Annotated in this window: 13 protein-coding genes; 4 read left to right on the top strand and 9 right to left on the bottom strand. The window is 37.2% G+C overall.

All coding sequences use genetic code 11. From position 1 onward, the window contains the following. The first annotated feature begins 220 nt into the window (after positions 1–220). A complete protein-coding gene (locus DPX34_RS17495) occupies positions 221–757 on the top strand; it encodes a gamma carbonic anhydrase family protein (RefSeq protein WP_111979743.1) in 537 nt (178 codons plus the stop codon). Here the strand turns inward: DPX34_RS17495 and DPX34_RS17490 are convergent. Genes DPX34_RS17490 through DPX34_RS17455 form a run of 8 tightly spaced genes read right to left on the bottom strand, consistent with a single transcriptional unit; the run spans position 752 to position 6,318 of the window. After that, positions 752–976 (bottom strand): hypothetical protein, encoded by a 225-nt coding sequence (locus tag DPX34_RS17490; protein WP_111979742.1) that lies wholly within the window; start codon positions 974–976, stop codon positions 752–754. The two genes, DPX34_RS17495 and DPX34_RS17490, sit on opposite strands and share 6 nt — an antisense overlap. 16 nt (positions 977–992) lie before the next feature. Next, positions 993–1,817, bottom strand: coding sequence for a shikimate dehydrogenase (gene aroE, locus DPX34_RS17485; protein ID WP_111979741.1), 825 nt, complete (start codon positions 1,815–1,817; stop codon positions 993–995). A gap of 34 nt (positions 1,818–1,851) precedes the next feature. Beyond that, on the bottom strand, positions 1,852–2,265 hold the full coding sequence (locus DPX34_RS17480) for a group II truncated hemoglobin (protein WP_111979740.1): 414 nt from the start codon (positions 2,263–2,265) through the stop codon (positions 1,852–1,854). A gap of 38 nt (positions 2,266–2,303) precedes the next feature. Beyond that, on the bottom strand, positions 2,304–3,161 hold the full coding sequence (locus DPX34_RS17475; protein ID WP_111979739.1) for a hypothetical protein: 858 nt from the start codon (positions 3,159–3,161) through the stop codon (positions 2,304–2,306). Beyond that, positions 3,161–4,153 (bottom strand): hypothetical protein, encoded by a 993-nt coding sequence (locus tag DPX34_RS17470; protein WP_111979738.1) that lies wholly within the window; start codon positions 4,151–4,153, stop codon positions 3,161–3,163. The genes DPX34_RS17475 and DPX34_RS17470 overlap by 1 nt, the downstream gene beginning before the upstream one ends. Then, positions 4,140–4,811 (bottom strand): ATP-binding cassette domain-containing protein, encoded by a 672-nt coding sequence (locus DPX34_RS17465; protein WP_111979737.1) that lies wholly within the window; start codon positions 4,809–4,811, stop codon positions 4,140–4,142. Before DPX34_RS17465 ends, DPX34_RS17470 begins: the two co-directional genes overlap by 14 nt. An 8-nt stretch (positions 4,812–4,819) precedes the next feature. Beyond that, positions 4,820–5,569, bottom strand: coding sequence for an ABC transporter permease (locus DPX34_RS17460; protein WP_111979736.1), 750 nt, complete (start codon positions 5,567–5,569; stop codon positions 4,820–4,822). A gap of 2 nt (positions 5,570–5,571) precedes the next feature. Beyond that, on the bottom strand, positions 5,572–6,318 hold the full coding sequence (locus DPX34_RS17455) for a hypothetical protein (RefSeq protein WP_111979735.1): 747 nt from the start codon (positions 6,316–6,318) through the stop codon (positions 5,572–5,574). A gap of 285 nt (positions 6,319–6,603) precedes the next feature. Between DPX34_RS17455 and DPX34_RS17450 the strand changes: the two genes are divergently transcribed. Beyond that, a complete protein-coding gene (locus tag DPX34_RS17450) occupies positions 6,604–8,541 on the top strand; it encodes a RecQ family ATP-dependent DNA helicase (RefSeq protein WP_111979734.1) in 1,938 nt (645 codons plus the stop codon). Here the strand turns inward: DPX34_RS17450 and DPX34_RS17445 are convergent, their stop codons facing one another. After that, complete coding sequence (locus tag DPX34_RS17445; RefSeq protein WP_198673743.1) at positions 8,542–8,955, bottom strand: hypothetical protein; 414 nt, start codon at positions 8,953–8,955, stop codon at positions 8,542–8,544. Between the two features lie 315 nt (positions 8,956–9,270). Between DPX34_RS17445 and DPX34_RS17440 the strand changes: the two genes are divergently transcribed. Continuing rightward, positions 9,271–10,173: a diguanylate cyclase gene (locus tag DPX34_RS17440; RefSeq protein ID WP_111979733.1), complete on the top strand. Its 903-nt coding sequence runs from the start codon at positions 9,271–9,273 to the stop codon at positions 10,171–10,173. Continuing rightward, positions 10,174–12,033, top strand: a complete 1,860-nt coding sequence (locus DPX34_RS17435; RefSeq protein ID WP_111979732.1) for a hybrid sensor histidine kinase/response regulator — start codon at positions 10,174–10,176, stop codon at positions 12,031–12,033.

Genomic DNA, 12,033 nt, shown 5'->3' with positions numbered 1-12,033 from the left:
TTACATTAAAACCTTAACCCGACTGACTTAGCGGCGTTGCCTGCCTTGTCTGTGGGGGCGCATAATAGAGATTTATAAAATTTCGTCAAGCCTTTTATTACAAAAAAATGAATGTTTTTATTTTTGTTCATTTAAGCATCTAAATCAGGTTAAATATGGCGATAAACCAAGTCATGAGACCGTTTTTTGTACACTTTAATTTTATGTAGAGGAACAACCATTGGATAATTTAAAAAGCTTTAAAGGAAAAACACCACAACTTTCATCCGGCGCATTTGTAGATTTTAGTGCAGTTTTATACGGCGACATCGAAATAGGTGAAGATTCAAGCATTTGGCCATTAGTTGCCGGGCGTGGTGATGTTAACTTTATTCGAATTGGTGCCAGAACGAATGTTCAAGATGGCTCAGTGTTACATGTCACTCGATTTTCTGAATCAAACCCAACCGGTTTTCCTTTGATAATAGGTGATGATGTTACTGTGGGTCATAATGCGATGTTACATGGCTGTACAATTGGTAACCGAGTTTTAGTAGGCATGTCTGCCACTATTATGGATGGAGCGGTAGTTGAAGATGATGTTATCGTTGCGGCGGGTAGTTTAGTCGCGCCAAATAAAACATTAGAATCGGGTTATTTATATCGCGGTAGCCCTGCAAGTCAAGCAAGAAAGCTAACAGAGAACGAGTTAGCCTTCTTGAAGCAGTCTGCGATAAATTACGTTATTTTAAAAAATGAATATTTAGCTGAATTATAATTCAACCAATTCAATTTCTGGCTCGTGTTCATCGAGCCAGTTTTCTATCAAGCATTCTATGTCAAATTTTAATGCTTGTGATAACACACTTTCATTATTAACTTTTTTTATTGGTACGCGAAAAGTTAAACATTGCCCAGATAATATACCGGTTACTTGCCAAACCCTTTCTTGAACTAAATAAGTTAAATCATCATTTATAATAAACGCTTGATTCATATTTTTTATGACTCTATTAATTAGCGGTTAATTGTGCTCTTAATTCTTCTAGCACCGGTGTTATATTCGGTCTTTTGCCATGCCATACGTAAAAGCTTTCGGCGGCTTGACCAACTAACATACCTAACCCATCAATAACGGTTACACAACCTTGCTCTTTTGCCCAACTCACAAATGTTGTATCTATTGCTTTATAGGACATGTCATAGGCAAACGTATTAGCATTAAAAATACAAGCAGGCACCGGGGGCAACTCATTTGTTAAACTTGATGAACTCGAATTAATAACGAGGTCATAGCCGTCTTGACTTAATTGTTCTGCTTCAATAGCCTTTATTGGTCCATATATACTAAATTTTTCGACCAAAGCTTGGGCTTTGCTATAGGTACGATTACAAATAACTAATTGTTCGGGCTCACACTGAAGTAATGGCTTAATGACTCCTCTCGCTGCACCGCCAGCACCAATAAGTAAAATACGTTTACCTTTAATAGGGGCATTTTGGTTTTCTAAGTCAATCACTAAACCAGGCCCATCGGTGTTATCGCCCAATATTGAACCATCAGCACATAATGTTAATGTGTTAACCGCTTCGGCCAGTTGCGCTCGTTCACTTAATTGATTAGCCATTGAAAAAGCATCACCTTTAAAGGGTGCAGTAACGTTACAACCTTTGCCTCCATTTTCTTTTAAATTATTGATCGCTTGCTCAAACGCCCCTATTTCGACCAAATGCTTTTGATACTCTAATTTAATACCAAATTGAGCAGCAAATGCTAAATGAATTTGTGGTGATTTTGATTGGGCTATCGGGTTACCAAATACGGCGTATTTTTCCATGAATAAAGCTCTATAATTTAAATGCGATGAGGGATTAATGTGGGCAATTTAACATATGCTGCGCTAAAGGTGTTACGGCTTGTTGAATAGCTTGGCGAGTTCGTGAGCTTTTAACTTCTTGCTCTAGCGCTTTATTCATACAATGCAACCATTGGTCTATCATATTTTGGTCAACCTTGAACGGTAGGTGACGAGCACGTAGCCTTGGATGTCCGTATTTTTGTTCAAATAGAGGCGGGCCACCAAACCAGCCTGACAAATATTCAAAAAAGCGTTCACGAATAGAGTCCATCGGCTGTGGATGTAATGCTAATAATTCACTGGCAACAGGGTCTGTCGACATAATGTCGTAAAATGTATTAGCCAACTGACGAGTCCCCTTTTCTTGACCCACTAATTCATACAGTGTTTTTTGTTTACGAGGTAAAAATTTATCTAACAAACTCATTTAACTGATCTCAACTATGATTACCCAGCTATTTTAACTTAATTTAAACGACTAAGTACCTCAAACTTATGTTGATAATATTGTGATTTTAATTGGTTATTAATTTTTTGATAATATTTACTCGTCAATTGTAAAGTACGTTGTAGTGCGGGTGTCATTTCATACAAACCATATAAATCGATTAAACGTAATAAAGCGGATTCAATGGCCGCCGAACTAATCTCATTTTCCCCCATAACAACAGATTGTTCTTCTAAACGGGTTAATTCATTAACACCACGTTGAGCATAATTATTTAATGCAAACATTAAAATTTCAATACGCTGTAATTTTCGTTCATCATAGCGCTGAGTTAATTGAGTTAAAGTACCTTCAACTTTTGCTAAAGCGACTCTATTTTTGTCATATAACCATAGATGAAATATATAGTAAGCATATCTCTCGGGGTCATCTTTATACTTTACGACCAAGGTTTCAATTAAATCAGCAGCCTTAGTCACTGCTTTTTTCGCAAACCATAACTTAGCTTGAGCAAAATCAACACTTGGCTGCGATGAAACCGCTTCAATCTTAGCTATTAATTGTCCATGTTCAATCAACTGCTGCGCTAGTTGAAAATTATTTTGTTTAATCGCAATTAGCGCCCTTTTTAAATAACAGTTAACAACCCACTTCATATCATTGCGAGCGACAAAAAAGGAATAAGCATGTTTATATTTTATATCCGCTTCAACATAAGATTCTTGTCTGCGTAGTTGCTCTGCCCATTCAAAGTAATGCGTTGCTTGATCGGCTAATTTTGAAACACCGTATTCGCGCGGAGTCGATGTACTGCACGCGCTAACTAAAAGACAAAAACAGGCTAAATAGGCAAATTGAAGCCCTCTACTTATCATTATTGATCAACCTCAATTTGTGGCTCTGTCACCTCTAACGGAAAAGCTGATTTTAATAGCGGATTAGCTTTAACCGCTTTAAGGGTTTTATTTAAATCTTGCAATGCTTTATTACTTTGTAGCATTAACAAGCCTATATGCTGACGCTCGTTATGTACTTGCTCTAAAATACCTTCTATGTAGTGCATGTTTTTTTGAGTTGAGTCAAGAAGCAACGGCATATTACCATCGGTAGCATGATCGATTAATGATTCTGGTGATTGATACGCTTTTAGCGTATTTTCAACTGAAGATAAAGTGCTATCAACCTGTCCTAATTTTGACTGTAAACCGTCTAATAACGTATTCGCTTTAGAGACCGTTATATTTAAACTTTGGGTAAAATTACTTTCATTTAATTGTTGGACCAAACCCGTTGATTCTTGCATCAGTAAATTTATTTGCGTTAATGCCTGTGGTAACGAGGTGGTTTCATTATCCCCTTGCCCCACACGTAAATCGTTTATTAATAAAGTTAAATCCCGAATTAAACTGGCTAACTTGTCTGACTCTAACTCCGTATTCGAGGCTTTAAGTAAATGCTGACCAATAGCAGAAGTATGAAAATGAACTTCTTCATTCACTTGTAGCGGTACCGAATTTAAAACAGTTTGCCGTAATGTAAAACTCGCTACATCGGTTAATAATATATTATGGCTTCGAACGATAACGCTCGAATTCGTAACAAGATGGGCATATTTTTCATATACATAAAATTCAGCTTTAATATCACTCGAATTGGTTAATTCAAATTGATCAAATCGGCCAATGTTAAGTCCTTTATAAGTTAAAATAGGGTCGCCTATAAGGCCTTGAGCATCCGCCATTAACGTATAAAAATATCGCTTTTCACTAAATACTTTACTTTTTATACCCACAGCAATAACCAAGGCTATAAACAAACCAATCCCCGTTAACATAAATAAACTAACGACTTGCTTAGATGGCTTCATGGCCTGGTACCTCATTTTTTTTCAAACGTAAAACTTGATCAGCCAAATGATGCATTTCACGAGTATGATCTGAAAATAATACGAGCGAGACACCTTCTTGTTTTAAATCAAACAGTTTTTTCAACATCCGTTCATGGCTCAGATTATCAAGCCCACTTAAAGCGGCATCCCATAATAAAATAGAAGGTTGATGAAACAGCGCTCGAATAATGGCAATAATACTGGACTGGCTTTGCGATAATTGATGGGGCCTTAGGGTAAGTAAATGCGACACATTAAATTCATTAATTAAAAAAGAGAGCTGTTCAGCATGCTTCAAATGGCTGTCATCTTGATAAAAACGATCAGCACATAGCAGCAAGTTTTGTTCTACCGTTTGATTAGATAATAAAGCGGGTCGATCAAAAATAACACCTTGCGACTTTCGAAGTTGAATAACGTCTAATTCATTTAACAACTCAAATGAAATGTTATTAAACAACACTTGCCCAGCATAAGGTTTAGCAATACCAACCAGCGTATTAAACAGACTCGTTTTACCACATCCCATTTCCCCTTGAACAACTAAACATTCACCGGGTTCTAATTGAATATTTAGCCTCTCTTGGGTAAATAAGCTGGGTGTATCGACTATCAAATCTTTAACCTTCAGCTGCATGTCGCCTCTTAAAATGAGAATTCATTCATTGTCAGATAAATTAAAATTCCAACGCCATTAATCAATGTAACACTCAAAACACTATAACCTACCGTTTTAATCATAAATTGCGGTACTTCAGTGACAGATTGATTAACACTCAAACCGAAATAACAAGACAAAGCAGCTAGCATAAATCCACACAATATTAATTTAGCGGCCATCAAGCCTAAATCAAGCAAACTTATCGCTTGGAACATGAATTGCCAAAATTCCACATGCGAAATATTGAGAATTAAAATAGCCACTAAATAAGCACTTAAGATCCCCGTGGCAGTAAAAAAACAACCTAAAACGAATAATGAAGTCACCATAGCCCAAATACGAGGTAAAACTAAATATTCCATAATACCAATACCCATTACTTGCAGAGCCGCGACCTCTTTGTTTACCTTCATGTTGCCTAACTCCGTTGAAATAGCCGTACCTGAGCGAGCTAATAATATAAAGCTAATCAAAAAAGGGGCAACATCACGCAACACAATCATATTGAGTAAAAAATAAATCCACGGCGCTTGGCCAATCGAAACAAAAAAATCAAACCCCACATACATGACCAAGCCACCTAACACACAGGCAACCAAGCTAATTAACCCTAATGCCTCAAAACCACTAAAGAAGACCTGTACAGTGTAAACTTGCCGACCAATTGCTCTATTACGTAACGCATTCACTGAGCTCAACAGCAACTGAATAACAAAAACACCAAATGATGGCATTATTATTTGCACCAACTCAATAACGTATGAGCACGCAATTTATAATAACTAGCCATTAAAATAAGCATGCGATCATCAATTTTGGGTGTTAAGTGATGATGGTTCCAATAGACTTTAAGACTTTGTTTTAAGGCCTGCTGTTCGCTTATTGATAAGTCACGCTTGCCCGTTTGTTGAGCGCTTATTTCAATTAAACCAAACACACTTGAAAACAATACATCGTTCAACAAATCAACCTTGTCTAAACTAACAAAAAAGGCATCAAAAGGTGCGCTGCCTTGTTTATCCTTCTGGCTAAGTGCATTAATCAAAGGTTCATTACTTTCGAATAATAGTAACGAACGGATAAAGTTAAAGGGTGGCATGTAATTAGAGGCTGTCGCATTAACGCGTCCAAATAAGGGATCAGCTCGGAACAGATAATGCAAACAATTACGTTGTTCTGAATCAACAGAATCGAAAGATAAATGCTCTTTGATTGCAGGAAAAAATAAATTAAGCGCAGCCTCAGTGTTAATTAATTTAATAAAACCAGAAGGCGACTTTTTTAACTCGAGTAACTTAGTTGCAACCTGCTGATATACATTGTATTTAGCCACAGAGCTGTTTTCAGACAACCTCAATAATGTTTCTAGCTGCTGCAAATTTTCGGTTGCGCTAGCTTGAGAATACAATTGACATACTTGTTTGAAGTCACGTTTATCTAAAGCATTTTGCCATCGAGATACTATTGACGTTTTTTGGAACATTCAAAAACCCATTGAACACTACAGAAAGTATTAATTAAATGATTTATCGAGAGATAATATTGATTGTAGTGGTCAATGGAAAGGGTTACAAACTTGAACACAACACAAAGACTCCAAAATTAAATGATAAATATCATTAATTTTTTCGCTGCTATACTCGTATACTCGACTCTAAGCTATTACGTCTAAATTATAGAAGCAATAAAACCCGATAACTTTAACAATATAATATTGATAACCTAATATTGATAACGCCTTTTAAACATAACCATATGGAGTCACACAATGAATGAACTGAATCAGCGATTACAGGAACAGTTTGGTTTTCCTGAGTTCAGGCTTGGTCAAGAGCCCGTTGTACGGCAATTATTGGCAGGGCAATCAACGCTTGCGATTTTTCCTACAGGCTCTGGTAAATCATTATGTTATCAATTTACTGCCTTGCAATTACCGCATTTAACGTTAGTCGTTTCACCTTTATTAGCATTAATGAAAGATCAAATTGATTTTTTACAGCAAAAAGGGATTGCCGCTGCTAGCATTGATTCAACCTTGTCTTCGGCGGAACACCAACAAGTGGTGGCAGATGTCAGGTCTGGTCAAACAAAAATTCTGATGGTGTCGGTTGAACGCTTTAAAAATGAAAGATTCAGACAATTAATTTCAAGTGTTCCGATCTCGATGTTAGTCGTTGATGAAGCGCATTGTATTTCTGAGTGGGGACACAACTTCAGACCCGATTACTTAAAACTGCCAAGCTACCAACGTGAACTTAAAATACCTTTAGTTTTACTGTTAACAGCAACCGCAACCCATGCCGTAAAATTGGATATGGCTAAACGATTTTCGATCGAAAGCACACATATTGTACAAACGGGTTTTTATCGCGCAAACCTTGATTTAAATGTCCAAGCAGTTGCAATGAATAATAAACCTCATGCGCTACAACAATTTATCTTACAGCAATCGGGTGATGGCATCGTTTATGTTACATTGCAGCAGCAAGCTGAACAGGTTGCTAACACATTAAAAAATCAAGGTATTAATGCGGTTGCATATCATGCGGGCTTAAAAGATGACTTACGGCAAGATATTCAGCAGCGCTTTATGGCAGGTCAAATCAGCGTTGTCGTTGCCACAATCGCATTTGGTATGGGCGTTGATAAATCAGATATACGTTTTGTTGTGCATTACGAATTACCTAAATCTATCGAGAATTACAGCCAAGAAATCGGCCGTGCTGGCCGAGACGGACAGCAAGCTCATTGTTTATTATTAGCTGACCTATCAGGCCTCAACACACTTGAAAATTTTGTTTATGGGGATACCCCCGAACAAGACAGTATTCAGATCGTTTTAAGTGATATTCAAAAAAATAGCAATCATAATTTATGGGAATGTCAGCTACATAGTTTATCGAATCAAAGCAACATCAAACAATTACCACTCAAAACATTGCTCGTACAACTTGAACTACTCGGTATATTAGACGCTAAATACAGCTATTTTGCTGAACTGAAAGTTAAATATATTATCGAACCTCAAACCATTTTATCGAATTTTGAAGCCGAGCGAGTCACTTTTTTGCAAGCGGTTTTTGCCCATATAGAAATGAAAAAAACGTGGGGTGTGTTAAACATGGAGAGCTTATTAAACACTTATCCATGTGATAGAAAGCGCGTTATAACCGCGCTTGACTACCTACATGAACAAGGAATGTTAGTTGTTCAAACCAGCGGTGTTACTGATGTTTATCAAATCAATCAACAATTTGATGTACAAGCGTTGAGTGCAAAGCTCGCGCACTACTTTTTAGATAAAGAACAAAAAGAAATCGAACGCATCGCTCAACTGGTTGCATTTTTTCAAACTAATAACTGCTTAAGTTATGCGCTGGCGTCTTACTTTGATGATCATAAAGCACCTCAGCAATGTGGTCATTGTGCTGTATGTCGAGGTTTACCCGTCACACTAACATTACCTGCTCAACCCACTATCGCAACCAAACAAATACAACAGGCCATGCAAGCTTTACAACAACACATGCAAACGAAACAAAACCTAAACATAAACACGACCACCTATTGTCGGTTTTTAGCCGGAATGAGCGAGCCATTGTTAGCAAAATCACGAGTTAAGAATGTGCAAGGTTATGCCCTATGTGAAAACGTGCGCTATGCCGACATAAAACAACAAGTCATGGCCATAAGCAGGGCTTATTAATTATGCATCACCCGTGTTGTTTGGCTTATCTACGGGTTTTAGCTCGATCTCCGGTTTAGGGTTAGTTAGCTCTCTAAATGAGCTAGGTAAAACGTCAATGCCAAGCTTTTGTCCCAGCTTAACAATCAGTGGGATCGTAATGGGAGCAAAAGGCAAAATAGCGACAACGCCGATCCCCATGCCTTTTAATAAATCAACAAACTGCTCATTAGCGTGTTTCATCTCTTCTTTACTGGCTTGCTTTCGGGTATAACGCTTATATATTTCAAGCATTTGCTTAGTTTCGTCACTCTCTTGCGCTAAGCCTTTTTTAACAATAATTAAGTCATGTTTGATCCGCTGCTTAAGGTGTTTCGTTTTAAGCTTCACCTTTAATACGGCATTGCTTGAAATTTTGACGGTTTTTTTTAACATGATCCACTAATATGAGTTGCTATTAAACACAAACAAGGTTGTATTTCTGCTCGGTGTTGCATACATTTAAAATGATTGTAACAGCTCAACGTAAAGATTCTATAATACAAATTTCGTTAATCAACATACTAAGATTCGCGGGTACAATTTCAGTTTTACAATTTGTATGAAAGATCGTATCTAAGTATATGACTTATATTTTCAAATCGTGTTCGCCATAACTTGAAAATAAGACGCAAGCACAATAAAAAACAATAACCTTTAAATAAGCTGACTAAATTAAATTAGCTTAAAAAAGTGATGAGTAAGTAGGAAATGATGCATTCGATATTATTGATCGATGATGAAAGCGACAATTTAAAGATATTAACGCAATTATTCAAAAGTGATTATCGTGTTTTTGTCGCTAAATCAGGCCAGGAAGGCTTAAATTTAATTAATACCGTTCATCCCGATGTTATTTTATTAGACATTATCATGCCTGACATTAACGGTTTTGAAGTGCTTAAAGCGATTAAAAGTCAGCCTGAAACACAACATATACCGGTTATTTTTATAACCGGCTTGCAAGATCCCGACGATGAAGAAAAAGGCCTTAAACTAGGCGCGAGTGATTACATTCAAAAACCCTTTCATACAGGCATTGTTAAAGCACGCGTCAACAATACGATCACCCTTGTTCATCAAAAAGCATTGCTTGAAGAACTCGCTCTTATTGACCCATTAACTGAACTTTCAAATCGACGTAAATGGGAAATGGAAAGTCAATTCATTTGGCAACGTGCGCTCACCAAATCACAGACCTTAGTCATTGGTGTTATCGACATTGATTGCTTTAAATTATACAACGACACCTATGGGCATGCCGCCGGAGATCGCGCTTTAACCTGTGTCGCTAAATATTTAAATACCGAGATTCAAACGTTAGATGGTTCTTTGTATCGTTACGGTGGTGAAGAATTTGTCTTTATTATACAAGCCAGCGATTTAGACACCGTGCAACATAAGCTAATACAATTACCCAATGGCTTAATAAGCAAAAAAATAGACCACCAGGCTTCAACCGTTCAACCTTATATAACCGTAAGTATTGGCGCTTGCATCATTGAACCCTCACCGATAATAGATATTGATAGCGTATTTGAGCAAGCCGATAAATTAATGTACCAAGCCAAATACAATGGCGGGAATAACACCTTAGTTGAAGAGCTAGATTAAATGATCATTTCTAATGTGTATTCAATCCTCATTATTGATGATGAAACGGCCAATTTAAAAGTACTGTCCTCCTTACTTAAAGATGACTACCGAGTCATTGCGGTTAAATCGGGTGCGATCGGTATTGAAAAAGCTCAAGCATTACAACCTGATTTAATTTTATTAGACGTAGTCATGCCAGCGCTAAATGGCTTTGAAGTTATTCAACGATTAAAACAGATATCAACAACCTCCCATATTCCTGTCGTATTTATTACGGGTTTAAACTCACCAGAAGATGAAGAAACCGGCTTAACATTAGGGGCGGTTGATTACATCTATAAACCTTTTTCACCTTCAGTGGTCAGAGCCAGGGTCGCAACACAAATTAAGATAATTCAGCAAAAAAGAGAACTCACCGGGTTATCTGACGAGCTAAAAATAGCGGCCGACATTAAAGCGCGCTTTTTAGCTAATATGAGCCATGAAATTCGCACACCGCTGACCACCATAATAGGTTATACCGACAGCCTATTAAAAGGTGAAGTGCCAGAAAATCAACGTTTAAACGCAATTGAAGCGGTTGCTAATTCAGGTCAGCATTTGTTAGGTGTGGTTAACGATATTTTAGATTTTTCAAAAATAGAAGCAAACCAATTAGAGATTGAGCACATCACCGTTAATTTATTTGAATTATTGCATCATGTATATCAAATGGGATTAGCATTGGCGCAAAATAAGCCTTTAAAAATAGCGTTTGTTTTAGCCACTAAACTCCCTTGCTTAATCAAAACCGATCCGACTCGTTTAAAACAAATACTCTTTAACTTGTTATCCAATGCAATTAAATTTACAGAAAGCGGAGAAGTCAGCTTAATTATTCGTCGCGAGGCCTCTCAACTTGTTTTTGCCGTTAAAGATACAGGCATTGGTATCGCGCCAGATAAAATAGGCTCATTGTTTGGTGCTTTTCATCAAGTTGAAACATCAACAACACGAAAATATGGAGGATCGGGCTTAGGCTTAAGCATTTCAAAAAATTTAAGTGAAAAACTCGGTGGCGATATAACCGTGCAAAGCGAGCTCAACCAAGGTAGCTGCTTTACATTATCGATTGCATTAGACATTGCCCCCAATAGTCGCTGGACAACCCAATATGATTTCAACCAAGTAACCGAAATTGATATTAATAAAGAGGAATATGAAAAAAATCCCATTCTAGGACGTGTACTACTAGCAGAAGATCATGATGAAAACCGACAACTCTTTTGTCTAATACTTGAGAGCCTTGGTTTGCAGGTGGATGCTGTCTGCAATGGCGAAGAAGCAGTCGAATCATGTTTATTAAATGATTACCAATTAGTATTAATGGATATTCAAATGCCAATTTTAGATGGCTTATCTGCTTTTGAACTATTAAAACAATCTGGATTTGAAACACCGGTTATCGCTTTAACCGCCAATGTAATGGCAGAAGATATAGAAAACTACAAAGCATTAGGCTTTGCTGATCATTGTGCTAAACCGATTAATCGTCGTGAATTAATAGACAAAATTCGTTATTATATGGAAACAACGCAATCGTCAAACCACGAACAGCAAGCACATATTAATTCAGATGCCTACACAGCCTTACAAGCTGAATTTAAAAACAAATTAATAGATCATGCTGATGTGTTGATCACGCTATTGTCGGTTAATAACCAAGCTGAAATCGCTAAATTAGCTCATCAAATACATGGCGCTGCGGCTTCATTTGGTTTCACCGAAATAGGTTATAAAGCAGCTGAAATCGAGCAACTATTCATGCAAAAAAACAGAAATGAATCCTTCGCCAATACCGTGCTAGATTTAGTTAAAATGCTTAAAGCGACCGTTTAA

The organism is Algibacillus agarilyticus (assembly GCF_003286125.1).
In the GTDB taxonomy this organism is placed as follows: domain Bacteria; phylum Pseudomonadota; class Gammaproteobacteria; order Enterobacterales; family Alteromonadaceae; genus Algibacillus; species Algibacillus agarilyticus.
The sequence above is the reverse complement of the archived record's forward strand: the minus strand, read 5'-3'. Positions and strand labels throughout refer to the sequence as shown.

Excerpts from the sequence above, each read along its gene's own strand:
- DPX34_RS17440 (WP_111979733.1), top strand. The coding sequence starts at position 9,271 with ATGATGCATTCGATATTATTGATCGATGATGAAAGCGACAATTTAAAG.
- aroE (WP_111979741.1), bottom strand. The coding sequence starts at position 1,817 with ATGGAAAAATACGCCGTATTTGGTAACCCGATAGCCCAATCAAAATCA.
- DPX34_RS17435 (WP_111979732.1), top strand. The coding sequence starts at position 10,174 with ATGATCATTTCTAATGTGTATTCAATCCTCATTATTGATGATGAAACG.
- DPX34_RS17475 (WP_111979739.1), bottom strand. The coding sequence starts at position 3,161 with ATGATAAGTAGAGGGCTTCAATTTGCCTATTTAGCCTGTTTTTGTCTT.
- DPX34_RS17445 (WP_198673743.1), bottom strand. The coding sequence starts at position 8,955 with ATGTTAAAAAAAACCGTCAAAATTTCAAGCAATGCCGTATTAAAGGTG.
- DPX34_RS17490 (WP_111979742.1), bottom strand. The coding sequence starts at position 976 with ATGAATCAAGCGTTTATTATAAATGATGATTTAACTTATTTAGTTCAA.
- DPX34_RS17465 (WP_111979737.1), bottom strand. The coding sequence starts at position 4,811 with ATGCAGCTGAAGGTTAAAGATTTGATAGTCGATACACCCAGCTTATTT.
- DPX34_RS17455 (WP_111979735.1), bottom strand. The coding sequence starts at position 6,318 with ATGTTCCAAAAAACGTCAATAGTATCTCGATGGCAAAATGCTTTAGAT.
- DPX34_RS17460 (WP_111979736.1), bottom strand. The coding sequence starts at position 5,569 with ATGCCATCATTTGGTGTTTTTGTTATTCAGTTGCTGTTGAGCTCAGTG.
- DPX34_RS17470 (WP_111979738.1), bottom strand. The coding sequence starts at position 4,153 with ATGAAGCCATCTAAGCAAGTCGTTAGTTTATTTATGTTAACGGGGATT.
- DPX34_RS17480 (WP_111979740.1), bottom strand. The coding sequence starts at position 2,265 with ATGAGTTTGTTAGATAAATTTTTACCTCGTAAACAAAAAACACTGTAT.
- DPX34_RS17450 (WP_111979734.1), top strand. The coding sequence starts at position 6,604 with ATGAATGAACTGAATCAGCGATTACAGGAACAGTTTGGTTTTCCTGAG.